This is a genomic window from Hyphomonas atlantica corrig. (genome assembly GCF_017795365.1).
Taxonomy (GTDB): Bacteria; Pseudomonadota; Alphaproteobacteria; order Caulobacterales; family Hyphomonadaceae; genus Hyphomonas; species Hyphomonas atlantica.
In genome coordinates, this window is the sequence record NZ_CP051254.1 from 2,539,650 (window position 1) to 2,565,402 (window position 25,753).

Below are 25,753 nucleotides of genomic sequence, written 5' to 3' on the forward strand. Positions count from 1 at the left end.
TGCGGGCAGGGCACCGGAGCGCAACTCCTTGGCAACTGAGCCTCGCGCAGAGGACCTGTAAGGTTTTTTGCAGACTGACCGCGTGGCAATTGCACTCGGTATGCCAGCAGGGAGAAATTTTGTGACGCAATCCTATGATCAACAATCACCTGAGTTGGGTGACGTCGTTTCGGCATATGCTGGCCAGTTGATGCCGGATGTCCAGATGAGGACGTTTGCCCGAACACACGAAATTTTTCCAACGCGGATCATCAAGTCTGGCGGCACGCCAAGTGAACTGCCACGGACGGCGAACACCCTGACGGATCTGGCTATCCCGACAAATGGCGACACCTATGATCTGTTTGATTATGTGTCCCGGAATCGCCTCGTTGGCTTGCTTGCTCTCAAGGATGGCCAAATCGTTCATGAATATCATGAGAGCGGATTTGACGCTGACACGCGCTGGATGTCGATGTCGATGGCCAAGTCCGTTTCAACGACATTGGTCGGTACTGCCATCAAGGATGGCTACATCGACAGTGTGGACGACCAGCTTGTTAAATACATGCCGGAACTGTCTGGGAGTGGCTATGATGGCGTTTCCATCCGGCACCTGCTTCAAATGACGTCTGGCGTGAAATGGGATGATACCCATACGACGCCCGGTTCTGAGCGCCGCGTCATGCTGGACTTGCAGGTGGCCCAGCAGCCAGGTGCAATTATGGATCTCATGGCGTCGTTGCCACGTATCGCTGAGCCAGGGCAGGTCTGGAACTACAGTACGGGTGAAACCCATGTTGTCGGTGCGTTGGTCAAAGCAGCGACAGGGAAGTGGCTGGCAGATTATTGTTCGGAAAAAATGTGGTCGCGACTTGGTATGGATTCAGATGCCGCATGGTGGCTTGAAGCGCCTGATGGCCTGGAAGTGGCCGGAAGTGGAATCTGCGCGACATTGCACGACTATGCGCGCCTCGGTCTGTTCGCATTGAACAACGGTGTCATTGATGGCGAATCTGTTGTGCCTGACAATTGGTTCGTCGAAGCGACGGAACCGCGCATGGCGGGCGACGCGCCGCTGAACTATGGTTACATGTGGTGGCCAGTGCCAAGCCGAGATGGGGATTTTTCGGAAGGCGCGTATAGCGCCCGCGGCATATTCGGGCAGTACATCTACATCAACCCAACCCGGAACATTGTTCTGACGGTCCTCAGCTGCCGGTCAAAGCCGAAGTTTGCTGAAGCGATTCTGGACAATGATTTCTTCAACGCGGCTGCGGATGCACTGGGCTAGAGCACTGGTTTGAATTCCGGTGTGTCCTTGGCGATCGTATTGGCCAGCCACTGTCTGAACTTTCGCAGGCTCGGCTCGTTCCACCGATCGTGCCGCGCGATAAGCACGTAATCTCCGCGTCTGGGCGGGAAGGCAGGATTGTCCTTTCCGATCCAGACCAGATCACCTCTCGCGAGATGCTTTTCGGAAAGCAGTGGGTTCGTCAGGGCAATTCCGCGTCCATGCCGAGACGCATCTGCTGTCAGATTGCCTTGCCACAGGCGCGGGCCTTTGAGCCCGTTGCCGCAATCGACCCCAAGAGATTCCAGCCATATCTTCCAGGTTTCCGTCGTGTTCTCGTGCAAGAGCTGATGCTCGAGCAGGTCTTCAGGCGTTTCAATTGGGGGAGATTTCTCCAGATATTCCGGACTCGCCACAGGAATGATCGGAGATTGTGCAACTACCTGGTTTCTCAGATGGGGTGGAAGCTCACCAAGATCTTCATAAGATGCCCAATAGCGGATGTCTGCAGTTGCCTCATGAGACAGAAAATCCGGAGCGCTAACAGATGGCTTGAGTTCGATCTCAACCCCTTGATTTGCGCGCTCCAGCGACGCGAGGCGACGCGACAACCATTGCTGTGCGAATCCGGGTGTACTCCAGATAAGCAGTTGGTGATGAATGCCCTGGTTCAATACATCCAGCGTCGCATGCGCGACCATATCCAGTGCGGCGGCGATGGATTTGTGATAATCCTTCCCCGCTTCGGTCAGGATCAGACCGGTAGGGGCGCGTTCAACGAGAGTGATTCCGACCCATTCCTCGAGCGTTCTCAAATGCCGGCTGAGGACCGCATGGTCCCGGTCGAGCCATTTGGCGGCTTTGCGTACACCTCCCAGACGCGCAATGGCGTCAAATGCCCTCAAGCCCTCGAATGGCGGTAGAGCTTTGCGCTGAGGTGGCTGTTGCCCTGGAGCGGGTAGGTCGCCCTTGCGGTCGGCCATGAATGCTTCCTTGTTGTTACGCTTCTCATTCGCAATTGACGGCGGTCGTTGGGATGAAGTCAAGTTTTCTGGTGAGTCCAGTTGGGCTGCTGATGCATCGCGCCCGAATTCAGAGCTGATCATTTAGGTGTCTCCCTGCACAGACTTCGATTGACGCTGTCGACGTCGCGCCAGCCAAAGCTGAATTCCGAGAGTGATCATCACAAGCAGCCAGATGCCGGTCGCGAAATTGAGGAGCCTGCCCGGCAATCCTCCGATCTGACCTGTGTGAAGTGGATATAAAGCTTCAGTAATTCGTTCATTGGCGGCGCTGTTGGCCGCATCGTGCTCGAGCAGAACTTTGCCATCCAAGCCTACGAAAACGCGCGTTGCACCGTAAAGCCGGGGCATCTCTCCGGGCGCATTGACGCGTATCCGATACCACGGCCGATTTTCGGAGGGGAGGGAAACGGCAGTCAGCGTAGAGCCGGGATATTGCTTCAGGGCCGCATCAAGCACGTGTTCAAGAGGGGCATGAGGTGTTCGGACCGGGTCGGTGATCGCCGGTGCATTTTGTGTCACGCCCAGCCAGTTCGCGATCACATCTGCCTGTGCGAGCGCAGTTCCCGACAGAATGACGACAGAAGCTGGTAACGCGCCCCAAAACCCTACTCGCCAATGCCATCCAGAGAGACTGGCTGGTTTTGGTGCATTCGGCGCTTGGGCAAACGCTGTGAGGCGCTTTCGCCTTGACCATCCGATGGTGAGGCCCATCGCGATGTTTGACACCAACAGCAGGCCGGAAATGGTAAGGAAGGTATAGCCCACCGATCCAAGCAGGAGCGTTTTGTGGAATTGGGTAGCCGTTTCGAAAATGGCGCCGTCAGAGAACAAGTTGGAATCCGAGCGGTCACGAACCCTGTTGCCGACGCCATCTATCCGAACCGTGCGGCTGTCTCCATCGCGCTCAAGATATGCATCATACTGGCCATCACGTCCGCCTGAAAACCAGACTGAAGAAATGTCGTCCCCATTTGCGATCATGTCGTCAATTGTCGCCGCGATTGCGGCGTTGTCGGTTTTTGTCGCTTTTTGTCCTAACAGGAAATCGTCAATGTCGGCTCGAAACGCAATCATCAGGCCGGATGCTGCCTGCAAAATCCATACGGTCAGAAAGACCAGACTTAGCCATTTGTGAATGAGTCGAAGTTTCGAGAGTTGCATGCGACCTCCAGCCGTCGGCGGCGAATTGCCTTTGGTCAGTATGGCAAACAGGTTTTGACATCCGACAGATGCGAAGCGTGAGCGAGGTGGTGCGGAAAAGACACCTAGTAGTGCATCCTAGGCCCCTTCGCCAATGCTGGCGGCACGTGGTCAAGTTACAGGTGCGGAAAAGCCTACAAGACACATACAGGATCTCGCATCCTGTCGACATGATGGGTCGTACTCTAATGGGGAGCAGGAATTGAGAAAGTTTTCGTCACTCGCCTTCGGCATGTTTGGACTGGCGCTGAGCACAGCGTGTATCTCTAGCGCCCAGGAATGGGACGTGACGGATACCGGGGAACCCTATCGTGAAGTGGCGCTGACGCTCGAAGAGGGCACGTGGATAAGCGTAGCTGTGCACCCCTCTGGCAAAACCATTCTGTTCGACGTGCTCGGCGACATTTACTCCATGCCTGCAGAAGGTGGAGAGGCGCGCCTCGTATTGGGTGGCTCCGCAATCCAGCACTCTCCCGTCATCAGTCCAGATGGTCGCCGGGTCGCCTATATAAGTGATGTAGATGGCACAGATAATATCTGGACGGCCGATCTCGACGGCGGCAACCGGGTTCAGGTGTCGTTTGAGCAAACACAGGCTGTCGTCGATCCGGATTGGAGTGCAGACGGCAAATCTATCGCCGCGGCTCGCATGTTCGATACCGCTGACAAGCTGCATGCGTCCGAACTGGTGGCATACCCGTCCGGCGGCGGCGCGGCCGAAATTGTCGTCGAGATGCCTGCGAATGGCGAAAACGTACACGATGCGGAATACTCACCAGACGGCGATTATCTCTACTATGTGGAGAAGGTTACTCCACCGCATGCGTCAGCCATATATGTCGACGCGAACCACAAGAATTTCGCGATTCAAAGACTTGAGTTGAACAGCAGTCAGACTGAAACCGTTGTTGGAGGCTTTGGCGGCGCGTTGGCGCCTTCCATTTCTCCCGATGGAAGCAAGATGGCTTTCGTGCGGCGTGTCAAAGAGCAGACCATGCTCTTTGTCTACGATTTCGAAACCCGAGAGCAGGTTCCCATATTCGATGAACTTGATCGCGACGGCCAAGCAGATTTCCTGGGACAGGGAGCATACTATCCGCGTTTCTCCTGGTTTCCTGACGGACAATCAATTGCCATTTGGAGCGGAGGAAAAATCAAGCGGATATTCCTCCAAGATGGCCGGGCCGAGGAAATATCCTTCTCCCTTACAGCGCATCACAGGCTGACAGAGTCCGTCCGGTTTTCACAGGATCTGGCGCCCGAAGAGTTCCGGGTCAAAGCAATCTCCCGGCTTGCGCTGTCGCCCGATGGTGACACGCTCATGTTTGGCGCGCTTGGACGCACTTGGCAGCAATCGGTTTCTTCTGGAGGAGAGCCTCATCAGCTCTCACCGACCAAAGCATCGCAATCGGATGCCAGTTTTTCTCCGGATGGTTCAAAAACGGCATACATCGAATGGAATGACGTGAAGGGTGGGGCGCTCAAGCTCAAATCTGATGGTGAGCCGCCGGTTACGCTTTTCCAGTCCATCGGTATTGTTCGCGAACCGGTCTTTTCGCCCGATGGCTCCAAGATCCTGTTCCAGATTGCGTCAGGTGATGATTGTCTCGGCGGTTATCGCGCTGATCCGGGAATTTATTGGATGTCGACAGAAGGCGGGACGGAGGTTCCGCTTGGCATCGCGGGCGCAAATCCACGCTTCTCGCCAGATGGATCCCGCGTCTACTTCACGACAGCCGGATATGAAGATGGGACGCTGATCACAACATTGGAAAGCATCGCGTTCGCAGGCGGTGACCATCGTATTCATTTGAGAACCCAGGATTCGGACACGAGCGAATTGAAGCTCAGCCCAGACCTGAAGTGGATCGCCTACAGGCACTACCAGACTTACCATATCGCCCCGTTTGATCCTGATGAGACAGAATTAATCCTGAACGCTGAAGAGGGCGTTCAGATAGAGCAGGCGGGTGGATACGAACTCATTTGGGATCATGATTCCAGCGGCGTTTACTGGGCCTTGGGACCGGACGTTTATCATGCAGCCATCGCTTCCGAAGTGAATGAGCCAGAACTGTTCGCACAAGTGAACTTGCATGTTCCGGCCGACCGCCCCGTCGGAATGACAGCATTGGTAGGCGGCCGCATCATCACGCTGGACGATGCCGGCATTATCGAGCGTGGAACAATCATCACGGACGGCAATCGCATTTCGGCGGTCGGTCCAGCCGACGAAATCCAGATTCCAGCGGGCGCCCACATTGTTGATGTAGAGGGTAAAACCCTTATGCCGGGTTTGGTAGATATGCATGGGCATCTGGATACGTGTTACTACGCATCTGCCGGCCTGTTGCCGCAACAGCAGGCCTCTCGCTATGCGGCGCTGTCCTTCGGGGTGACCACGAACTACGACCCGTATACGTCTGAATTGCCAACCTACACTGCGTCAGAAATGACCCTTGCAGGCGACATGACAGGGCCACGCAATTTAGCAGTCGGAAGCGTCATATACGGCCGGAAGCGGAAGTATGATCCGGTGTTCATCCCGATCGATTCTTATGAGGACGCGGAAGTGATCATGGATCGAAAGCTCTCCCTGGGCGGAACAGTGATCAAGAGTTATCGCCAGATCCAACGCCAGCAAAGGCAGATGCTGAACAAGGCCGGTCGAGAAAAAGGGATCATGGTGGATGTTGAGGGCGAGAGCCATTTCTTCAATGGGATAACGGCCATTCTCGACGGCAACATGAATTTGCAACACAATGTGCCTGTCGAGACGCTGTATGATGACTTCATACAGCTCATGGCCGCGTCGGATGTCGCACATACGCCGACATTGATAGTCCTGTTTGGTGAGCTGATGGGAGAAAATTATCTCTTCACCTCATCTCGCTTGTGGAATGATCCGCGCGTCGAGACCTATGTCCAGACCACGACAAGCTCTTACAGCCCCCTGGCCGTGCCCGTCGGCGCCCCCCCTTATGTTCGGGGCATGACCGGATTGCAGGCCGCTGAAGAGATTTGGGATATCGGGTTCAGGGCGGCTGCGCGCTCGATGAAGGAACTCAATGATGCGGGCGCGCTGGTGAATGCCGGTTCGCATGGCCAGGTCTATGGGCTGGCCATGCATTGGGAGCTTCAGCTTCTCGCCGAAGGCGGGATGAGCAATCTGGATGTATTGAAAGCTGGTACCATAAATGGCGCGAAGACTTTGGGCCTTGAGGAACAAATCGGATCGCTGCGTGTCGGAAAGCTCGCTGACATAATTGTTCTGGATGAAAACCCGCTCACGGATATTCGCAATACGGAGTCAGTTTCCATGACCATGGTGAACGGACGCCTTTATGATTCTTACAGCATGAATGAAGTTGGAAACTACGATCGTCCTCGAATGCCCTTCTATTGGGAAGAGAATGATGTGCCCAACCACATCCAGTGGAAACCCGCTTGGGGCCATCATTGAGCCCGGATAGATCGCGCCAAATGAAGAGAGAAAAGAGTATGAGTGATACGCACGACACCGGCGAAGTGACTGGTGCAGGAACTGCGCGCGGAGTGGATGGTGGAGACACGGTGTTTTTCGGCCACCCAAAAGGACTGGCTTACATCGTCTTCACCGAAGCCTGGGAACGCTTTTCGTTCTACGGAATGCAGGCACTGCTCATCCTCTATATGGCGACTTATCTGTTCCTGCCGGAGAACTCGGGGAATGTTGCGGCATTTGAGCCCTTCCGGGGCATGTTTGAAGCGGTCTTCGGTCCACTCAGTGTCCAGGCGCTCGCCTCTCAGGTGTTCGGAGCTTATGTGGGGCTCGTCTATTTCGCGCCAGTGCTTGGCGGACTAATCGGCGACCGATTGCTGGGGCGGACAAAGGCGGTGCTTCTTGGTGCGTTGCTTATGGCACTCGGTCATTTCCTGATGGCATTCGAAGCGAGCTTTCTGTTGGCATTGGCAACGCTGATACTCGGATCAGGCCTGCTCAAGGGCAATTTGGCGGCTCAGGTTGGCGGATTGTACGACAAGTCCGACAAGCGCAGGGATTCCGGTTATTCGATCTATGTGTTCAGCATCAATGTTGGCGCATTTATTGCCCCCCTCGTGTGCGGAACCTTGGGAGAAGTCTATGGCTGGCACTATGGCTTTGGTGCGGCCGGCATCGGCATGATGATTGGACTGGCGGTGTACCTTTCCGGATTGTCCTATCTGCCCGTCGATACAGTTCAGAAAAGCGAAGATCGGCCGCGCCTCCAAAAAGGTGATGGCGTTGTCATTTTGTCGATCCTGCTCATGCTTGCGCTGACATCCCTGTATTGGACTGCGCAAAGCCAGGTTTGGAATGCCTATCCGCTCTGGCTGCGAACCGATGTGGACCGGAACATTTTTGGTCTGGATGTGCCGGTAACATGGTTCCAGTCTCTTGATTCATTGGCCGTCTTGCTCCTGGCACCACTGGTGCTGTGGTATTGGCGATCTCAGTCTCGCCGGAATGCCGAACCGGGCGACCTTGTGAAGCTCGCCCTCGGTTGTGCAGTGTTCGCATCTGCGTTCGTGTTGCTGGGATTTGGTGACTTGATGTCAGGAGATGGGGCTGTGTCGTTGTTGTGGCCGACCATCTTCCATTTCGTCTGCGCAATCGGGTTCTTGTATGTTGGCCCAATCGCATTGGCACTTACTTCGCGAGCAGCGCCGGAATCCGTCAATTCAATGATGGTGGGATCGTACTACCTGGCGATCTTTGTGGGAGGTCTGTTCAGTGGCTGGTTGGCGCGCTTCTACGAAACAATGTCCGCGTCGGGATTTTGGCTTATGCACGCCGCGATTGTGGGGGCAGCGGCTGTCCTAATTATCGCGCTTCGGCCTGCGCTGTCCCGTGCAATGCGATTGGAAGACCCAAACCCTGAACCAAGTGATGCTCTGTCCGCAGAGCAGGAGAGTATTTGATGACTACCCATTTGTTGAGCGCCGTTTCAGTTGCGGCCTTGATCGCAATGACAGCCTGCGTCGCGCCAGAACGTATTGAGGAGGAATCCAGCGCCGACATAAATGTGTGCGCAGATCCAACTCATGAAGGCGCTTGTGACTATCTTGGTTTTGACGGTCTTCAGAGCGCGGTAGATGCTGCACCGCCTGGAGCAGTGATCAGCATGCAATCTGGATCCTACGCGCCTGGCAGCTACAGAGATGTTCCGTTTCAGGACTTGGCGGTACGTGGAGCGCTTGTGATCGATGGGAAAGACCTCACCCTGCGGGCAAGTCCTGGGGCTGTTCTCCAAGGACGCAAGGAGTTTCCCGTAAGTGCAATTGTTGTTCGAGATTCCGACGTCACAATCTCAGGACTTGCGATCTCTGATTTCTTCTATGGAGAGCCAGAGGATGATATCTACGACGGCCATGGAATCTTCACCATCGATAGTCAGGTATCTCTGCAAGGTGTTCGAATATCAGGCATCGAGAAGATGGCGGTTACAGGCAGGGAAGCTGGTCACGTATCGGCAAGTGATTTGATAATCGAAAACTCTCACCTTGGCATATGGCTGGAAGAGACCGCACATTTCGAGATGAAGAGCAGTCGAATTGTGGGAAGCGAGTCTGCGGGTGTTGCCGCTTATGGAGACGCGACCGCAACGGTCGTGGAGAGCGTGATTGATGGCAATCAGGATGATGGTCTCTACACAGAAAACCGTGCTCAGATCGCGACCATGCGTTCTGCCATCTTGAACAATTCTCCATTCGGCGCGCGCGCGGCGGACGAAAGCACGATTGTTGTTTGCGAAAGCGAAATCAGCGGGAATGAGGATGACACAGGCGTCGAAGGCGAGGGAGTGGTTCTGATTGATGCCGTCGAGGAATGCCAATTTTGATCTGATGCGTCGCCCTTGTGTAAATTTAGACTAGTAACCGCTCCGTCGTGTTGATGGAGCGGTTTTCTTTTGGGAAAACAAAAAGACCCGGACGATATTTTCGTCCGGGTCAGTATATGCCTTGTAGGCTGTTGATAACCGGAAGACCGGTTATCAACGATTGTACACGTTGTGCGTTCTAGAAATTGTAGGCAGCGCTTACGCCAATCACCCGTGGACGTGTGCGGTTGGCATTCGCCCATGCCTGATAGGGGTCAATCGACTTGTTCTCGTCTGTGAGGTTTGTCGCGAAGACTTCCAGATCGAACTGCCCAACCTGTACGCCGGCACGAGCATTCAGCAGGTTCAGGGCATCGGAACTCTGCGGCAGCGCCGACTCATAAAAGCTGGAACGGTCGATATAGGTGACCTTGTCACGGTGGTTGAAGTCGACCCGTACAAATGCCGGGTGATCCGGTGTGATGTCAAAGTCGTAATTCACGCCGAGCGTGTAGCTCAATTCCGGCGTGTAGTCGGTCGGATCGCCCACCTGGTTTACTTCGTCGGTATCGGCAGTTTCGACGATCTCACTATCGAGATACGCGGCATTGGCCGAAAGCGTCAAACCGGACATAGGCTGGTAAGCGACGCCAGCTTCTACGCCTTTGACCTCAACCTTACCAATATTGCTGGACTCACCCAGGAATGCTCCATTCACTTCGGTCAGTCGACGGCGTACCATGTCTTTGTATTCGGTGAAGAAGACAGCGACATCGTATTGAAGGTTACTTGTGCTTCCCTTCGTACCGATTTCATAGGTCAGGATGTTTTCAGGACCGTAGGGATCGAACGGCGCAGAGTTGAATCCACCGCTCCTGAAACCAGAACCCGCGCTGGCATAGATAGTTGCGTCCGGATTGTACTCATAGGTCATGTACACGCGCGGATCGACCGATTGGAATGTGTCGGACAGCTCCGTACCGGTGCCTGGTGCGTATTCAATGAGGCTGGTTTGCTCGTCATGGAAGTAGCGAAGGCCAGCACCAAGCGTGAGCCTGTCTGTCAGATCATACGCGCCATCTGCGAACAGGGAATAGGATTCCGACGTTGAGGCAGAATAGTAGAAGAGGTCGTCGTAGAGAACTCCGCCGCCTTCATACAGATCGCCGCCAGGCGCATAAGCATATTCGTAGTCGGCCGTCAGCGAACGTTCGCCATCGCTGTAGTAAGCGCCAATCGTCCAGGCAAAGTTTTCACCTGCATCAGCAAGGCGCAGTTCCTGAGAGAACTGTTCTGCCTTTACGAAGCGATCATCATTCCCTTCAACAAATCCGTAGGAGTAGTTCCCTTCACGCGCGATGTAGGTGAATGGGTATTGGTGGTCGTGATCGATTTGGGTTGTTGAGGACGTTAATTCCGCAAAGCCAAAGTCGTAGGTAAGTTCGAGGTTGTAGATGTCGAAATCGAACTTCTTGGGGATCATGACCTTGCTGCGGTCTGGCCCCACATCAACCGTGCGATCTGGTTCTTCATAACCCATACCCAGCTCGGTTTCAGCGCGCTGGATCTGCACCATTGCCTTGGCGGTGAAGTTTTCTGTTGGAACCCAGAGGACTTTACCGCGTGCGTTCAGCAGCTCAGTGCCGTTACCATCCTCGATGCCGGCTTCAGGTTGATCAATCCAGCCGCCGCCACTTTCGAGACCAAGAGCGAGACGAACTGCCAGTTTGTCTTCAACGATCGGCGCATTGACGACAAGCTCAGCCTTCTGGCCAACTTCACCTTCTGAAACAGTGTACAGCTCGCCTTTGACTTTTCCTTCGACCTTGTCGAGGACCGGATCAGCCGTGATAAAGCGAATGACGCCACCTGCGGCGCCCTGTCCGTAGAGTGTGCCTTGTGGACCTTTCAGAACTTCGACGCGCTCCAGATCAAGCGCCACCGGGCTCAACTGATCATAGCCGCTCAATGATAGAGGGGCTTCGTCCATATACATTCCGACAAGTGCACCGGAACCGGATTGGTTCGCCAGACCACGGACAAAAATCGTGTAGCTGCCCGGACCATCTTCCCTCATGGTCAGACCAGGTACGTTGAATGACAGGTCTTGCACACTCTCGATGCCCAGCTTGTCCAATTCGTCACCAGAAATGGACTCGATAGCCATCGGCACATCGATCAGGCGCTGTTCCCGTTTTTGAGCCGTTACCATAATCGCGGACTGTACCAGTTCGGTATCTTCCGTTGTCGGCTCGGTTGTCTGGGCCCCCGCAGTCGCTGCATGCATCAGAGCGATGACAGCGCTGCCTGTTGTCCAAAGATATTTACGTTTCATGTCTTCTCCCGCTCGCTTTTGCTACATTAGAGGGAAGTAAGACGGACAAACAGAATATTGGGCAGATGCCAAAATTGAGACACATGGTGCGAATTGCGCACCTGCCAGTGCGGTCGTTGTGCATACGTCTTACAAATGGGTTCCGACAGTCTTGCGAAACCCAGTCAGACAGGGGAGTCTCGCTGATTAGTCTGTTTCGGACGGGGTGTTGATCACACCATCGGTGCAGAGTGCGCTCAGTGCTTCATCTGAGTATCCAAGTAAAGTCTTGAGTACATCTTGGGTATGTTCGCCTAAAATTGGTGCAGCCGATACATACTCCGCCGGAGTGCGACTGAGGCGCGCTGGAAAGGCGACGCCCGACACGTCGCCCAGACTGGAGTGCGGTAGCGTAATCCGAGTATTGCGTGCTTGTATATGAGGGTCTGCAAATACGTCACCGACTCTATTCACAGGACCTACAGGAGCCTTGCATCCGTCCAGAGTGTCTAGCCAGTAAGATGTCGTCGCGGTCTGCAATGTGTTGTGCAGAATGTCGGTGAGAACCGTGCGATTTTGCACGCGATTGGCGTTCGACCGGAAGCGGGGATCCTTGGATAGCTCTGAGAGGCCGAGGCGGTTGCAGAAATCTTCAAACTGGTCGTCATTGCCAACCGCCAGCACGATGTGTCCGTCGCCGGTTTTAAACACATCGTAGGGTGCGATGCTGGGGTGTGCGTTCCCCATACGTGACGGGCTCTGGGCCGTTGCAAGGAAGCCTTGGGACTGGTTGGCCAGGGCAGCGACAAGGCTGTCCAGAAGCGAGATGTCGATCGCTTGTCCTTCGCCGGTTTTTTCACGATGCCGTAACGCCGCCTGAACGGCGTTGGCGGCGTACAGACCGGTAAGAATATCGACGAGTGCCACCCCGACCTTCATCGGACCGGCCCCCGGCTTTCCGTCTGGAACGCCCGTAATGCTCATCAAGCCGCCCATTGCCTGAATCAACAGATCGTAACCCGGCTGGCTCGCATATGGGCCTGTCTGTCCGAAGCCGGTGATTGAACAATAGATCAACCCGGGATTCTCGGTGCAGAGAGTTTCAGCATCGAGGCCATATTTGGCGAGGCTTCCCGTCTTGAAATTCTCGATCAGAACGTCGCTGGTCTTTGCCAGTTGCCGGATGATATTCTGGCCTTCCACTCGTGTGATATCCACGCACACTGATTTCTTGTTGCGGTTTGCGCTCAAGAAGTAGGAAGCTTCGCGCTTGCTTGGGTCTGATCCATACTGGAATGGAGGGCTCCAGCTGCGTGTGTCGTCGCCGCGACCAGGGCGCTCAATCTTTATGATTTCAGCCCCGAGGTCACCCAAGAGCTGTGTGGCCCAGGGGCCTGCCAGCACACGGCTGAGATCCAACACACGAAGACCCGCGAGTGCCTGTGCCATATCAGTTGAAAGCCGCGATACCGGTTTGAGCCCGCCCAAGAATGAGGGCGTGCACGTCGTGAGTGCCTTCATAGGTATTCACGGCTTCCAGATTGCACATGTGCCGCATGATGTGGAACTCATCCGAAACACCGTTGCCACCATGCATGTCGCGCGATGTCCGGGCGATCTCCAGCGCCTTCCCAGCACTATTGCGCTTGATCAGCGAAATCATTTCCGGCGTTGCCTGATGAGTATCCAGCAGGCGGCCCACCTTCAGACAGGCTTGCAAACCAATAGAAATTTCAGTCTGCATGTCAGATAGTTTGCGTTGTATCAGCTGGTTCGCGGCGAGCGGGCGGCCAAACTGCTTTCGATCCAGCGTGTAGTCGCGCGCAGCGGTCCAACAGGTGCGAGCCGCGCCGAGTGCGCCCCAGGCAATTCCGAAACGTGCCTTGTTCAAGCAGCCAAACGGGCCTGACAGTCCACGGGCGTTCGGGAGCAGGTTTTCTTCAGGGACGAACACATCGTCCATGACAATTTCACCGGTGATGGATGCGCGCAGCGCGAGCTTACCTTTGATTTCGGGCGTCGACAGGCCACTCATGCCGCGTTCAAGCACAAACCCGCGAATGACTCCGTCGAGTTTCGCCCAGACCACCATGACATCGGCGATCGGGCTGTTCGTGATCCACATCTTTGCACCGTTCAGGCGGTATCCGCCATCCGTCTTTACCGCCCGCGTGGCCATATTGCCGGGGTCCGAACCGTGGTCGGGTTCAGTCAGGCCGAAACAGCCAACGAGATCACCTGACACAAGACCAGGCAGCCAGCGTTGGCGTTGTTGTTCGTCGCCATAGGCATGAATAGGGTGGATGACGAGCGAGGATTGAACGCTCAAGGCAGATCGGTAGCCTGAATCAACAGCTTCAACTTCGTGCGAGACCAAACCATAGGCTACGTGGCTGACCGCCGCGCCGCCATACTCTTCCGGCAGGGTTGGCCCAAGCAGACCGAGCGCGCCCATTTCCCGCATGATTTCGCGATCAAAATGACCTGACCGATTGGCTTCCACAATTCCAGGCAGAAGGCGTTTGTCGGCAAAATCTGCAGCGGTCTTTTGCACAAACCGTTCTTCCTCAGTCAGATCGGAAGCGAGCGAAAGGGCGTCGGCCCAGTTGAAGGCAGAGTGCTTGGTCATTTTGCTGTCCTGATATTTATGAGTGTCTTGAGCGTCTAATCAGCCGAAACGCGGTATCCGGTCTGCTGCCAGCGGCCTGGATTGATTATGATCTCGTCACCCGCAAACTGAATGCTGAACGGGTAGCGGCCACGCTCGACAGTGAATGTGTCTCGGGTGGCGGCCAAGAGGGGACGGGGAGTGCCCTTTTTGACCTGAAAGACATCACGCTCTCCCGTTGCAGATGCGACGAGCGCGCCATTCTCCACGCTAACCGTTAATTCAGCCAGATGGCTGAAGCGATAGGTTCCGGCGTACTTTTCCAGCGTGCGGGCTGGGAGAACAAGTTCCGGATCTGGGTCTGGCTGAGTTACCTGATGCGCAGGCACTGCGGCGAGGATGGCATCCCACATCAGTTCAGACGCGGCGACGCCGATCTCCATGCTCGGGATGGTTTCGCCGGGGCCGGTCTCCACCTCATTCGTCGACACAGCGTAGAGTACATCACCGTCAAATTCGCTTGCGAAAGGTTGAATACCTCGCGCCATCGATGTGTGTACCTGAACAGCAAGTCGTTGCAGCTCGGCTGGCGTCATTGAGCGGTTGGTAACGACAACGCTGATCGTTGTGTTCTTTCGCTCAGCGCCTGGTGACTCCTCGTCGCCATTCCAGCCGGGCTGCACGCTATCTGGTGCCGCCCGCATCAGATCTGTCGCTTTCAGGTTTTCCGGCCAGTTGCTTCCCTTGTGACAAGCGACGACATTACCTTCACGGTCGGTCACCGTGCCAAGAGCGTTGACGACGGTGAATACCGCAATCTTCACATCACCAATCTGGCGGAACGCGCTGCCTTGTCCGGAGCGTGCGTTGCAGCCGAAAATGCCGCCATTCATGGCAGAACGACCTGCGCCATAGGCGCCATTTGGAAATACGCCCGGTTCTGCAGCCCTCAATGCCAGTTGGGCAAGACGTTTGTCGGGATAGATTTCGTTGAGGCGTCGACCGCCGAAATCGTAGATGATGGAACCGACAACGAGGCCCACATTGTCCCAGCGACCGCCACGATACTTGTCATCGAGCAACGCAGTATTGGCAGCTGTCACCGCTTCCAGACCATACCAAGAGCCACCAGACAGGACGATGGCATCGAGTTCGGGCTGATTGTATCCTAGTTCCAGATATTTGGCGTTGACGGTGCCTGGTCCACCGCCGCGAGAATCGACGGCAGCGTTCACTTTTTTTCCAAATTTCAGAACCGTCAGGCCTGTTGGCCCATCTTCGTACTGGCCCGTTCCAATCTCCAGCATCGGCCAATCGAAGGTCAGCGCCGTCTCGCTGTCAAAGCCATCATTTATCAGGGCTGGAAGTTCGTCCTGACCGACGGGCGGCATATCTGCCAGCGCTGATTGAGGAAGGGTCGCGCAAGCCGTCATAAGTGTCGCTGCCAATGCCATTCCAATAGCGGGAACGGGGTTACATTTCAGCTTGGTACGGGTGGTCATAATCTTGTTCCTCGATTCTGGAGGCCAGCATACGTGAATGCAGCTTTGCCGACATAGATGCGATATATTGATGTGCTGGTGCGCTCAGGTCACCGTTGCGGTTCGCGAACGTCGTGGGCCAACCGGAAGCCGACAGTGAAATATCCCTGATCCTTAGGTCCGGGCAGTCGATATCTCGGTGACAGATAGTCGCCAGCATCGCCGTAGGAGCCGCCACGAATTGAGCGTTTGTCCGGCGTGTCGCATTCTGTGCGTGCGGAGCCATCGACAGGCGCGCCCACATAGTTGTCTTGATGACAGTCAGCTTGCCACTCCCAGACGTTTCCTCGCATGTCGTGGATGCCGAACTTGTCGGAAGGAAAACTCCCGACGGGGGCGGTTTCAATCCAGACATCCCGTCCTTCCGCTTTGCCGCCGCAGCAGTCAACCAAGCCGATATTTGCTTCGTCGTGCCCGACGACGCCGTCCTCGCCTTCAATGTCGCCAAATGTCGCCACGTATTCCCATTCTGCTTCCGACGGTAGGCGATACGCTTCCCCGGTTTGTTGCGTCAGCCAGGATGCGTATGCTTGTGTATCTTCCCAACTAACGCAGACGACAGGGTGATCTTCGGCTTGCACAAATCCGGGGTGCTCCCAGTTTCGGTCAGGATCGATGTGCCAGGATTTTTCGTCTGTGTAGATGTTGCATTTGCCTTCGGACAGGTGCCCTGTTGCTTCAACGAACTGTCTGAACTCGCCTACCGTCACTTCTGTCTTGGCTAACGCAAAAGACCTTTGAATATCGACGGTGTGTCGGGGTCCATCGATCTCTCCATATCCGTAGTCGATTGTCTCGCCCATCTCGAAACTGGCTGCAGGTATAACCACCATTTCTGCACCAGAAGGCGAACCTGCGGGTTGCGAACAGGCGGAAACTGTCATCGCCATCAATGCCAAGCACGTAGTTGAAATTATTCGCCGGACCATGTGGATTTCCAATCTATTCCGTTTGTTGGCTTCATTTCCCAATAGAACTTGCTCCGAGGGCGGTCATAATTTCCGATTTCGTTCATGGTATGGGAATCGTAGAGGCGCCCATTGACCATTGTATACCGAACGCTGTTGGCATTGCGGATGTCCTCGGTCGGATCCTCGTCAAGTACAATGAGGTCTGCGAGCTTGCCGGGGGTGATTGATCCGAGTTGATGGTCAAGCCCGTAGGTCTTTGCGCCATTGATCGTAGCGGCTCGCAGGATTTCCATCGGTTCCATGCCGCTTTCCGCAAAGAGCAGCATCTCCCAGTACATGGCGAGCCCGGAAACCTGACCGTGAGAGCCAACATTCACCGTTGCGCCGGCTTTTGCCAGTTTCGTCAAGGAGCGACCGACTGACCGGAATCCGATGTCGTAGATTTCATCTGACACATGGATCGAATGCATGCAGCGAACATGCAGGGGTGTGCCACTTTCGCCCGTGATTGGGTTATACGCATTGTTTACGTCGGGAATGAAGGCTTTGACTTTGTCCTGGGACCAGGAGTCTTCGTTTTCGTAGATGTAATTTTCGCCAAACAGCTCGCCGAACGTCACGATCAGTGTTGGCGTCATTGAGACGTCGGATGCAGCAATCAGCTGCTGAAGATCATCATAATAGGTGGCAACCGGAAGATTGTGCTCAAGATTGGTGTGTCCATCGAGAATCATCCCGATGTTTGTGTAGAATTGTCCGGCGCCTTCGCCATCAACCATGAAGTCGTATTCTCTCGCCGCCTGGAGAAGGCGCTGACGCTGAGCTCTTGTCGACAGCTTGTAGCTTTTCAGAATTGACGGGCCGAGCGCTTTGCGGCGCTTCAGGACGTTTCGAGCATCATCCAAAGAGGCAAGTGGGTGATACACACTAGCGGTGCGTCCTTTCACTCCGTGAACAACCTGACCAGATTTGAGCCAGCGCGGACCGACCAATTCTCCCGTCATGGTCATCTCACCGCTTTCGTAGGAAGTAAGGTCCTCGGAGTACGGATCGAAGTTCGTGGTGACGCCATAAGCGAGGGCGGCAAGACGCGTTGGGTGTTGCTGAGGCATAGTGCCGGCATCGAAGCAACATTCGATATGGCCATGCGCATCGAAGAAGCCAGGCATCAAGACTTTGCCCCTGATGTCGATCCGGGTGGCGTCTTTCGGAATCTTGACCTTGCGTCGCGGACCGACGGCGACAATCCGGTTTCCTTCAACAACAACAGTACCGTTCTTGATAACATCGCCTTCGATCGGAACGATCTTGCCGCCAACGAACGCAACTATGCCTTCAGGCTTGTCTGCCGGCAGCTGTATATTGATTGTCAGGGAGTGAGGCGTGCCGCTCTTGTCGGCGGGCGTAGTTGAAAGAATTTCTGCGCCCATCGTCCAGAAGAGTGTGGACGAGTCTTTCGACCATCTGAAAGCGTATCCACCAATATCACTCAGCAGACGAGCCGAGGCATTGTCCGGCGTGTTGATGGTTACGGGGGCTGGCTTGACGTCGAACGGCATGACGTAAGGGCGATTGTTGGACTTGAACGCCAGCCACTTCAGGTCAGGGCTCAAGGAGAAGTCCCGGATGTCTGCCATTTCAGAAATGGCATGTTCCTGTACGTCGCTACCGTCGAGCGTGATGCTCATCAACACAGATGACCGTTTCGCGTATGAGGACGGCTCTCCAAGAAAGAAGAGTCTGCTATCATCGGGAGAGAACACTGACAGGCCCGAGGCTTTCGTCAGGTATTTCGGACTACCTCCGGCCAGGTTCAGGAGATAAATGCCTGTCTCGGGCCCTGGTGCGTTGAAAGCTGTGTCGGGACTCATGATCCGATAGGCGATCAGTTCTCCAGAATTTGAGAACTGCGGCTCTCGAATGACCGCATGGCTTTCTGCAAGAACCGTCTCTTGGCCTGTATCGGCATGCCGCAGGATCAACTTACTACCAGTTTGGTCTTGCCAGCTTACATATGCGATTTGATGTCCGTCGGGGGACCATGTTGGTTCAGATTCCATGGCCATGGAATCCGTCAGGCGAGATGGCCGTGAAGGAGAGCTGGACCCGACTTCCCAGATCTTGCCCATTGCACGGAAGACTATCGAGCTACCGTCCGGATCCGGGGCGAGTTGGCGAATTGTGCGGACTTGAACCTGGTCTGGCGCGAGATCCTGCTTCACCCGAATTGCAGGTTGCAATTCATGGCGTGCCTTCAGATTAAACGGTATCTCTTCCGCCAGTGCAGACAGGGTGTCGATCTTCAGCAGCTTTCCCTTGGCCCAGATCGCAATGTGACGGCTGTCAGGAAACCAGTCGAAGGAGGGGTAATAATGCTCCTGTGGAAGGTAATCTCCGTGCAAGTCGCGCCCTAGATCCTGATAAATCGGCTCTTCATATCCGGACTCCAGATCTTTTACGAACAGAACTGTCTTTGCGCCCAAGCGACGGATGAAAGCGATGGATTTTCCATTCGGCGAGATCTGCGGTGTTGAGGCGCCCCCGAAACCGGAAATGGCTTTCTTTCTTTCGCCGGTTTCGAGATCCAAGCGCTTGATCGCGAAATTCTTCAAACCTGTGTTCATGTAAACATAGTGATCTCCGCCGATTCTCTCTGTGTAATAGAGGTGACGGCCATTCGGCGCGAAGCGTGGTTCCTGTACGTCTTTTCCGCTCGTCGGCGGAGGTACGACAATTTCTTCTGAACCGTCATCAATGCCGTACAGGTGAATTTCAGAATTTCGGACACGGAATATGTCTGAATAGGTAATTACACTTGCGATGGACTTTCCATCAGAGGACCAGGCCGGACCGGCGACCATGGCATGTGTTTCATGCGTGATCTGTCTAGCGTCGGTTCCGTCGGCCTTTGATATCCAGACATTGTCTGCGCCGCTTTCATCACTCAGATACGTGATGAACTGACCGTCAGGACTGAATTGAGGGCTGCGTTGGGTCACGGATCCATCGTGAATTGCGATGGCCGTGCCCCCAGTGGAGGGCATCGAATAGATATCATTCAGCAGGTCGAAGACGATGGTTTCGCCATCAGGACTTACATCCAGGCTCATCCAAGTGCCTTCTGTAAGCTCGAGTGTGACGACTTTCGGCTTAGTCTCTGTCTCGTCAGTCTGGGCATTGGCTGTGCACAAAACGCCCGGAAGACTGCATGCGACAGCGAGGATGAAGTGACGGATTCGCATAGTTTATTTTCCTCCGGCTGTGAGGCTAGCACCGGATTTCGTTCTTGAGTGATGCAAACTGTCGATGGGCTGGTGATGTATGCGCACCGTTCAGGCCGTAAAACGCAGTGTGGATCTCCTTCTGTCGGCGATACAGTTTCGCGGCAATCAGGAGAACTTCATGAAACAGACCGCAAAAGCCCTTCGTTCAATGGCCCTTGGCAGTGCCGTACTTTCGATTGTCGGGTGCGTCAGTGCGCCTGTCTCTCCGGCTACGATTGAGGCGGAGCTAATGGAGGCGGACATGGCCTATGAGGCGTTCAATCTGGAATACGGTTATGAAGCTGCCTCGAAGAAGTTCGTGGATTTCGACAAGGGGTTCATGCTCGAAGCTGGCGAAGGCTTTCTCACAGGTGAGGCTGCGATCATGGCAGAGCGACAACTGGATACGGTGCCATCACCTGTTCACTGGAAACCGATCGGTGCGATCGGGTCTGCAAGTGGCGATATGGGAGTCACCTGGGGAAGTTTCAGCGTTGATGGAGATCCAGAGACAACGGGTAACTACGTGACGGTGTGGCGCAAGGTAGACGGTGTCTGGAAGATCGTGACCGATACGGCTGTCGACGATCCGGCAGAGTAGCCGAGTGGCGTTCACTCTGTAGGACTAGCTTGCCCTCAGGAACATGGCCTCGATTTCTTCTTCACAATTGTCGAGGCCATACACGCCTGAATACACGTCTGAAATCCAACTGCGTAGCTGGCTGCGTGTTGGATCAGTCTCTGTGCCATTCGGGTGGTACAACAGGTTCAGCGGCGGAGGTGGCGCGTCGTTTAGTTGTGGCATGTGATAGGCGATGTCGTCGACTTTCCTGCAGCCAAGGCGTGCGTACCAGGCTTGTCTGCGTCTCTGCATTTCTCGTTCACCAGCGGATCCGTGTTCAGCCTCGACTTCAACGAACATCAGTCGATCGGCGCTGGTCGCCAATGTGTGGACGAACATTGATTTGCCGATACCTGTGTTACGACATGCTTCGCTGGTTGCCATATAGTCTAGCAAGCTGATCGGGAAAAAGCGTGATACATAGACGATCGAGATGCCTACGACATGGGATTCGAGTTCTGCGATCGTGAGCCTGTAGTCTTTTCTGTCCAGAAGGCTGAGAACCTCGGTGCGAGACTTTCGTTCGCTTGCGGGAAGAGAAATTTCATAAATTTCAAACGCCTCGTCAAACTTCTCTCGACAATCGGACAAATTCTTGAGTTTGATCTGAGCTGATACTGAATTCACGGTGATGCGTTTCGTCTTTCCTGTTCGTCGTGCCCCTAAATTAGAAGCGAAATCGTCTCAAGACGAATTTTCAACGAAGTCCTATTGAGTCAAAAGATCAGAACTCGTCTTAATGTTGGTAGTTTTGTCTATAGCAGGAAATGCGTTCCGAACCCCGATGAGGAGTATCATGAATGCGCAAAATGAAAAGATTCAGGCAGCGCCAAATCCTGTATCACGCAATCAAGCCGGACTGGATCGCCTTCACAACCACTTCAGTCCGGTTGCGAGCCTCAAGTTTCAGCGCCAGAGACCTCAGATGAAGTTTGACGGTCGTCTCCTGAATATCCAGTACACGTGCGATTTGCTTGTTTGATTCACCACGCTGCAGGCAGAAGAGAACTTCCCGCTCTCTGGGTGTTAGAGCTGCACCGTCTGCGCCACTATCGGTTTCAGATTGAGTTGGTGTGAAGACTTGTCCCGCCAGGATCAAGCGCACGGCCGCAACCAGGCCATCTCCGGGCATGGTTTTCGGTATGAAGCCGCGCGCGCCGCTCTCCATCAAGGCGGCGATTTCCATTTGACCGGCTACGCCTGAAAGGATTGCAAATCTTTGTTCGGGAAACTCTGCGATCAGGTCCTTGATATCCTGAACGCCTGTGATGCCCGGCATGCGCAAATCAATAAGGGCGAGATCGAATTCCGGGTCTTGAGTCGCCAACGATGTACGGAGGTCATCGCCATTTCGAGCGACTGAAATGTCAGCGTCTGGCAATTCATGCTCCAGAAGTGATCGAACGGCGTCGAGTACAAGGTCGTGATCATCAGCGATAAGGATACGCATTACGGTAAATCCTGTTCAGTCTTGCGACTCGAGTGGTGCCTTGAGGCCAATATAGTCCAAGGTTGCCCAGAGTGTTTCCCTCGATACAGGCTTGGGAAGTGTTCCGGCAAGGCCCGCAGGCAGGGGAGAGGCCAGGGCACCAGAGCTCAGAATGATTGGGATGTCTGGCTGTATCTCAAGCAGTTGTGGAACGAGATCGTCACCGCTCATCTGAGGCATTCTGCGATCTGTGATGATCAAGCCGAATGCGGACGGAGCGACTTTAAATACCGACAAGGCTTCCAAGGGATCGTAAAAGCAAACCGCATCCCATCCGAATTCCTTCAACAATCCTGTAACAAGGTCCGCTTGGAAACGGTCGTCGTCAACGACCATTGCGCCTTTCGGAGTGGTGTGGACGTCGCGATCAATTACTGACGGTGCCGGGCTCAAGGCGGCACCTAATGGCAGATCGATAACGATCCACACGCCTTCGCCGGGGCGACTGAACGCCTGCATCCGCCCCGGTTGCCCCTGAAGCAGTGCATCAACAGTCGTAAGGCCCAAGCCTCGGCCGGTCCCTTTTGTCGATTGAAATGGAATGAACGCCGTATCGAGCGCTTTTTGCGACATGCCCGCGCCATCATCCCTGACAATCAGACGCGCTGCAGGATACGCATTACACTCGCCCCGTTCGATAAAGGCGGACGGGCTGAAATGGGGTTCAATATCAGTTTGCTCCGATATCAGTTCCAGTGACAGGCAAACATTCCCGTCTTCTTCGATGGCCTCTCGAGCGTTTTTGACGAGGTTGAACACCATTCGGGAAAACAGGGTCGGATCAGTTTCGCACACGAGCTTTTCACTCGTTACCAAGACTTCAAACCCTTGCGTGGCAAGAAATTGATTGCTGTTCAGGTCACCTACATCTCGAACGAGGTCATTTAGCGCGCACATCTTCTGTTCGGGTGCGGTGTCGAAATTCATTAGATCATCAACTAGTTCGTTCGCCTGCCGGCAAGACTGTATGATCCTGTCCACGAGGATATCATACAAATCAGCCTGCATCTTGTCTGTCAGCAATTGCGCAGACGCATTGATAATCGCGAGAATGTTCGCAAAATCGTGTCCGACCGATTTGGCCATGCGGCCGAGCGCGTCGCGGCGTTCAGCGTCCAGCAGCATTTCATGCAATTGCTCACGTTGCGCCTCGCGTCGACGAATAATGCCGATATCGCGTGTCGAGCACAGAATTCCGCCATCGGAGAGGGCTGTAAGCGAAAGGTCCTGATGTACCTTGGAGCCGTCATTCGCGCGTCCGGTCACTTCTCCACGCCAATAGCCGTTTTGTTGGAAAAGCGGAAATATGTCCTTCTCGAAACGCAGGAGAGTGTCCCGATTATACATCATGCTCCAGGGCTTGCCGATGCATTCCTGTGCCTGAGCATAGCCGAACATGCTGGCATGGGTCGGATTCATGTAAGTGTAGTACCCATCCTTGTCGGTAATCGCGACGCCGTCTGCTGATACGTCAATGGCGGTCGACAAATGCTGTACTTGAAGCGCTTCAGTGCGCAGCTGTTCTGAGATCTCATAGAGCTCGGCGGAGCGTTGTTCGAGCAATTCTTCCGCAGCTGCGCGCGCCGAAGCCTCTCTTTCGAGCTTTCGTTTGAGCCGGGCAATCTGGTCGTCGTGTTCGCTCAACATCCGTTCCTGCGGATTATGTGAAAGTCCGCATTATAGAGATAACGGTGTTTACTATCGGTTCTCGAGATCTCAAAATCTTCGAGATCGTCGTAATGGTCCAGAGCGGCCATAATCATGCCTTCGCACAAATCAGCCATAGGCCGGGCTGAATTGTAAGTAATGCGCATTTCGTCGTTACCATTTCGCATGGATGGGCGAATATCCGGAACCTCTGCATCCGGGTAGAGTTTTTTGACGTCTCTATGGATGACGCCGTGAATACGTTCGATCAGGTCGAAGGCATGCGTCACTCCGTCTTGAGGGTGACCTGCAATAAGGCTTGGGAACAGATTCTGTCCGAATTTGACCAGAAGGGCACGCGCTGAAGTTCCGGTCCGATTGGATAGGGCCGTGACGAGTGCGATCATTTCAGAGTGATCGTAATATCCTACATTGGTGTAAACGCCGCCGGATGCCAATTCTGTGGAGTTTAGCAGCTCATCTATTACGGCTTCCCCAAACTCTCGTTCGGAAAATTCCAGAAACTGCCTGAAAACAACGCCCTTCAAGTTTTTTACCTCCAGATGCGGTGAAAATTGACGGCTGCAACAAGATGCGCGGCTCAGAATTCGACTTCTGGATAGATACCAGTGGTCAAACGACAGGACTACCTGACCAAAAGGTCAGGGTGAGGCACGCCTTTTGCGCTGCAGAGCCATCCTTCCGGAGAATATACGGCGGCGACCTTTCCCGGCATTTGTGTACTCGAGCTAAGCACTCATTCGGGGATACGAAATGACTGACTTGAATTTAAAAATACAATCGATTGGCCTTGCGGCGCTGTTCTTCTCTGGAGCACCCGCTGCCGCCCAGATTAGCATGGAAGCTTCTGGATGGGCGCAACAGCCTCTCGGATTTTCCAGAGACGCTCAAGCCAACCGCGTCGTGGTGACGGGAGGCGGCGCGAGCCCTTCAGCCCAAATAAGTTCATTCCGCGGTGCGGGCCCCATGATGCCAGCCTTGTCCGGAACCAGCACGGGCGGTCAGGCCACCGCGATCGGAAATATGATCAGCGTCGAAATTGAAGGAAACAACAACACTGTCGTTGTGGACGCGTCACAGATCAATCTGGGCGATCAGACCGCCATTGTTGCTCACCTTCCAACAAGCGGGAGTGATTGATCTTGGCCTACACTAAATTACTTCGTAACTTGCTGATCGGTTCGGGCTTGATAGCGGCAACGGCATGCACTTCCATGGAAGGCGTAGTCTCCGACCCCGACTATCTGGCGACCGGAGCGATCGTTGAAAACAGCTCAACGGCTTATTCAGAGCAGCTCAGCTGCATGAAGTGGAACACGCCTGCGGAGAAGCCCCGCATTGCCGTCGGTGATATTCGCGACATGACGGGCAGATTCTCCACATTTGAAGGGGCGGTTGCCACGCAAGGTGCTTCTCTCATGGTGATGTCTGCACTTAGTCAGGCAGGATTTCCGCTTGCTGAACGTCTTGATACGGCTGTTGCAGAGCAGGAACTCGAGTTTGCCAACAATCGCTTGATCAGTGAATCAGGCGAGCCAACAGAAGACTACCGCAAAGTGTTCACGGGTTCCATTGCAGGCAGCGACTACATTCTGCTCGGCGGCATAACAGAGCTGAACTTCAATGTGCATAGCGGTGTTCGAGAAGCACGTATCGGCCCAGTCATCGGCGGTGCCAGACATTATGCCATGACCGTGGCGCTTGACCTTCGACTGGTAAACACGACGGACCTGTCCGTGATCAATCTGGTCAGCCAACGGAAAGTTATTCGTGGTCGCGAAATTCGCGCGGGGGTCTTTGAGTTCATCGGAGACACGACCATTGACATCGGTTTGGGTGAGCGCGCTCAAGAGCCGGTGCACACCGCAATTCGAACGATTGTCGAAAGCGCAGTTTTCGACCTCGTCTCAGGTATCGCCGGCCCGTCCGCGCAAGCCTGCTCTCAAGCAGAGTTCGTCATGTTGGACGTGCCTGCCCTTCAACAGACCCAACATTAAAG

Annotated in this window: 19 protein-coding genes; 7 read left to right on the forward strand and 12 right to left on the reverse strand. The window is 54.5% G+C overall.

Annotated features, from left to right (window positions below; all coding sequences use genetic code 11):
• Nucleotides 1-121: 121 nt before the first annotated feature.
• Nucleotides 122-1,273 carry a serine hydrolase domain-containing protein gene (locus tag HF931_RS12295; protein ID WP_273240322.1) on the forward strand — a complete coding sequence of 384 codons (1,152 nt, stop codon included), beginning with the start codon at nt 122-124 and terminating at the stop codon, nt 1,271-1,273.
• Here the strand turns inward: HF931_RS12295 and HF931_RS12300 are convergent.
• Nucleotides 1,270-2,256 (reverse strand): LysR substrate-binding domain-containing protein, encoded by a 987-nt coding sequence (locus tag HF931_RS12300; protein WP_273240324.1) that lies wholly within the window; start codon nt 2,254-2,256, stop codon nt 1,270-1,272. The genes HF931_RS12295 and HF931_RS12300 overlap by 4 nt on opposite strands.
• A 123-nt stretch (nt 2,257-2,379) precedes the next feature.
• Nucleotides 2,380-3,459 carry a PepSY-associated TM helix domain-containing protein gene (locus HF931_RS12305; protein ID WP_273240325.1) on the reverse strand — a complete coding sequence of 360 codons (1,080 nt, stop codon included), beginning with the start codon at nt 3,457-3,459 and terminating at the stop codon, nt 2,380-2,382.
• Nucleotides 3,460-3,700: 241 nt separating this feature from the next.
• Here HF931_RS12305 and HF931_RS12310 point away from each other — a divergent pair, with 241 nt between their 5' ends.
• The 3 genes from HF931_RS12310 to HF931_RS12320 are packed head-to-tail and all read left to right on the forward strand — an operon-like array spanning nt 3,701 to nt 9,359.
• On the forward strand, nt 3,701-6,961 hold the full coding sequence (locus HF931_RS12310) for an amidohydrolase family protein (RefSeq protein ID WP_273240327.1): 3,261 nt from the start codon (nt 3,701-3,703) through the stop codon (nt 6,959-6,961).
• 38 nt (nt 6,962-6,999) lie between these two features.
• The gene (locus tag HF931_RS12315; RefSeq protein ID WP_273240329.1) at nt 7,000-8,439 is read left to right on the forward strand and encodes a peptide MFS transporter; all 1,440 of its coding nucleotides are present in this window, start codon (nt 7,000-7,002) and stop codon (nt 8,437-8,439) included.
• Nucleotides 8,439-9,359: a right-handed parallel beta-helix repeat-containing protein gene (locus HF931_RS12320; RefSeq protein WP_273240331.1), complete on the forward strand. Its 921-nt coding sequence runs from the start codon at nt 8,439-8,441 to the stop codon at nt 9,357-9,359. Before HF931_RS12315 ends, HF931_RS12320 begins: the two co-directional genes overlap by 1 nt.
• 178 nt (nt 9,360-9,537) lie before the next feature.
• Here HF931_RS12320 and HF931_RS12325 read toward each other — a convergent pair whose 3' ends face one another.
• From HF931_RS12325 to HF931_RS12350, 6 genes are all read right to left on the reverse strand, one after another.
• A complete protein-coding gene (locus HF931_RS12325; RefSeq protein ID WP_273240332.1) occupies nt 9,538-11,673 on the reverse strand; it encodes a TonB-dependent receptor in 2,136 nt (711 codons plus the stop codon).
• A 186-nt stretch (nt 11,674-11,859) separates the two neighbouring features.
• Nucleotides 11,860-13,101, reverse strand: coding sequence for a CaiB/BaiF CoA transferase family protein (locus HF931_RS12330; protein ID WP_273240334.1), 1,242 nt, complete (start codon nt 13,099-13,101; stop codon nt 11,860-11,862).
• Between the two features lies 1 nt (nt 13,102).
• Nucleotides 13,103-14,281 (reverse strand): acyl-CoA dehydrogenase, encoded by a 1,179-nt coding sequence (locus HF931_RS12335; RefSeq protein ID WP_273240336.1) that lies wholly within the window; start codon nt 14,279-14,281, stop codon nt 13,103-13,105.
• 35 nt (nt 14,282-14,316) lie between these two features.
• Nucleotides 14,317-15,762, reverse strand: coding sequence for a P1 family peptidase (locus HF931_RS12340; RefSeq protein WP_273013038.1), 1,446 nt, complete (start codon nt 15,760-15,762; stop codon nt 14,317-14,319).
• Nucleotides 15,763-15,851: 89 nt separating this feature from the next.
• Complete coding sequence (locus tag HF931_RS12345) at nt 15,852-16,634, reverse strand: formylglycine-generating enzyme family protein (RefSeq protein ID WP_273013043.1); 783 nt, start codon at nt 16,632-16,634, stop codon at nt 15,852-15,854.
• A gap of 80 nt (nt 16,635-16,714) precedes the next feature.
• A complete protein-coding gene (locus tag HF931_RS12350; RefSeq protein WP_273240338.1) occupies nt 16,715-19,822 on the reverse strand; it encodes an amidohydrolase family protein in 3,108 nt (1,035 codons plus the stop codon).
• A gap of 292 nt (nt 19,823-20,114) precedes the next feature.
• Between HF931_RS12350 and HF931_RS12355 the strand changes: the two genes are divergently transcribed.
• Nucleotides 20,115-20,576 carry a Cif family virulence factor gene (locus tag HF931_RS12355; RefSeq protein WP_273240340.1) on the forward strand — a complete coding sequence of 154 codons (462 nt, stop codon included), beginning with the start codon at nt 20,115-20,117 and terminating at the stop codon, nt 20,574-20,576.
• Between the two features lie 24 nt (nt 20,577-20,600).
• Here the strand turns inward: HF931_RS12355 and HF931_RS12360 are convergent, their stop codons facing one another.
• From HF931_RS12360 to HF931_RS12375, 4 genes are all read right to left on the reverse strand, one after another.
• On the reverse strand, nt 20,601-21,224 hold the full coding sequence (locus HF931_RS12360; RefSeq protein ID WP_035555326.1) for a GNAT family N-acetyltransferase: 624 nt from the start codon (nt 21,222-21,224) through the stop codon (nt 20,601-20,603).
• Nucleotides 21,225-21,438: 214 nt separating this feature from the next.
• Entirely contained in the window at nt 21,439-22,047 is a 609-nt protein-coding gene (locus HF931_RS12365; protein WP_035555325.1) for a response regulator transcription factor, read from the reverse strand.
• 15 nt (nt 22,048-22,062) lie between these two features.
• A complete protein-coding gene (locus HF931_RS12370) occupies nt 22,063-23,733 on the reverse strand; it encodes a response regulator (protein WP_035555323.1) in 1,671 nt (556 codons plus the stop codon).
• On the reverse strand, nt 23,727-24,281 hold the full coding sequence (locus HF931_RS12375) for a heme NO-binding domain-containing protein (RefSeq protein ID WP_051602911.1): 555 nt from the start codon (nt 24,279-24,281) through the stop codon (nt 23,727-23,729). Before HF931_RS12375 ends, HF931_RS12370 begins: the two co-directional genes overlap by 7 nt.
• A 439-nt stretch (nt 24,282-24,720) precedes the next feature.
• On the opposite strand from HF931_RS12375, the gene HF931_RS12380 reads away from it, so the two are divergent.
• A complete protein-coding gene (locus HF931_RS12380) occupies nt 24,721-24,894 on the forward strand; it encodes a hypothetical protein (RefSeq protein ID WP_162176025.1) in 174 nt (57 codons plus the stop codon).
• 2 nt (nt 24,895-24,896) lie between these two features.
• Complete coding sequence (locus HF931_RS12385) at nt 24,897-25,751, forward strand: CsgG/HfaB family protein (RefSeq protein ID WP_273240344.1); 855 nt, start codon at nt 24,897-24,899, stop codon at nt 25,749-25,751.
• Nucleotides 25,752-25,753: the final 2 nt, after the last annotated feature.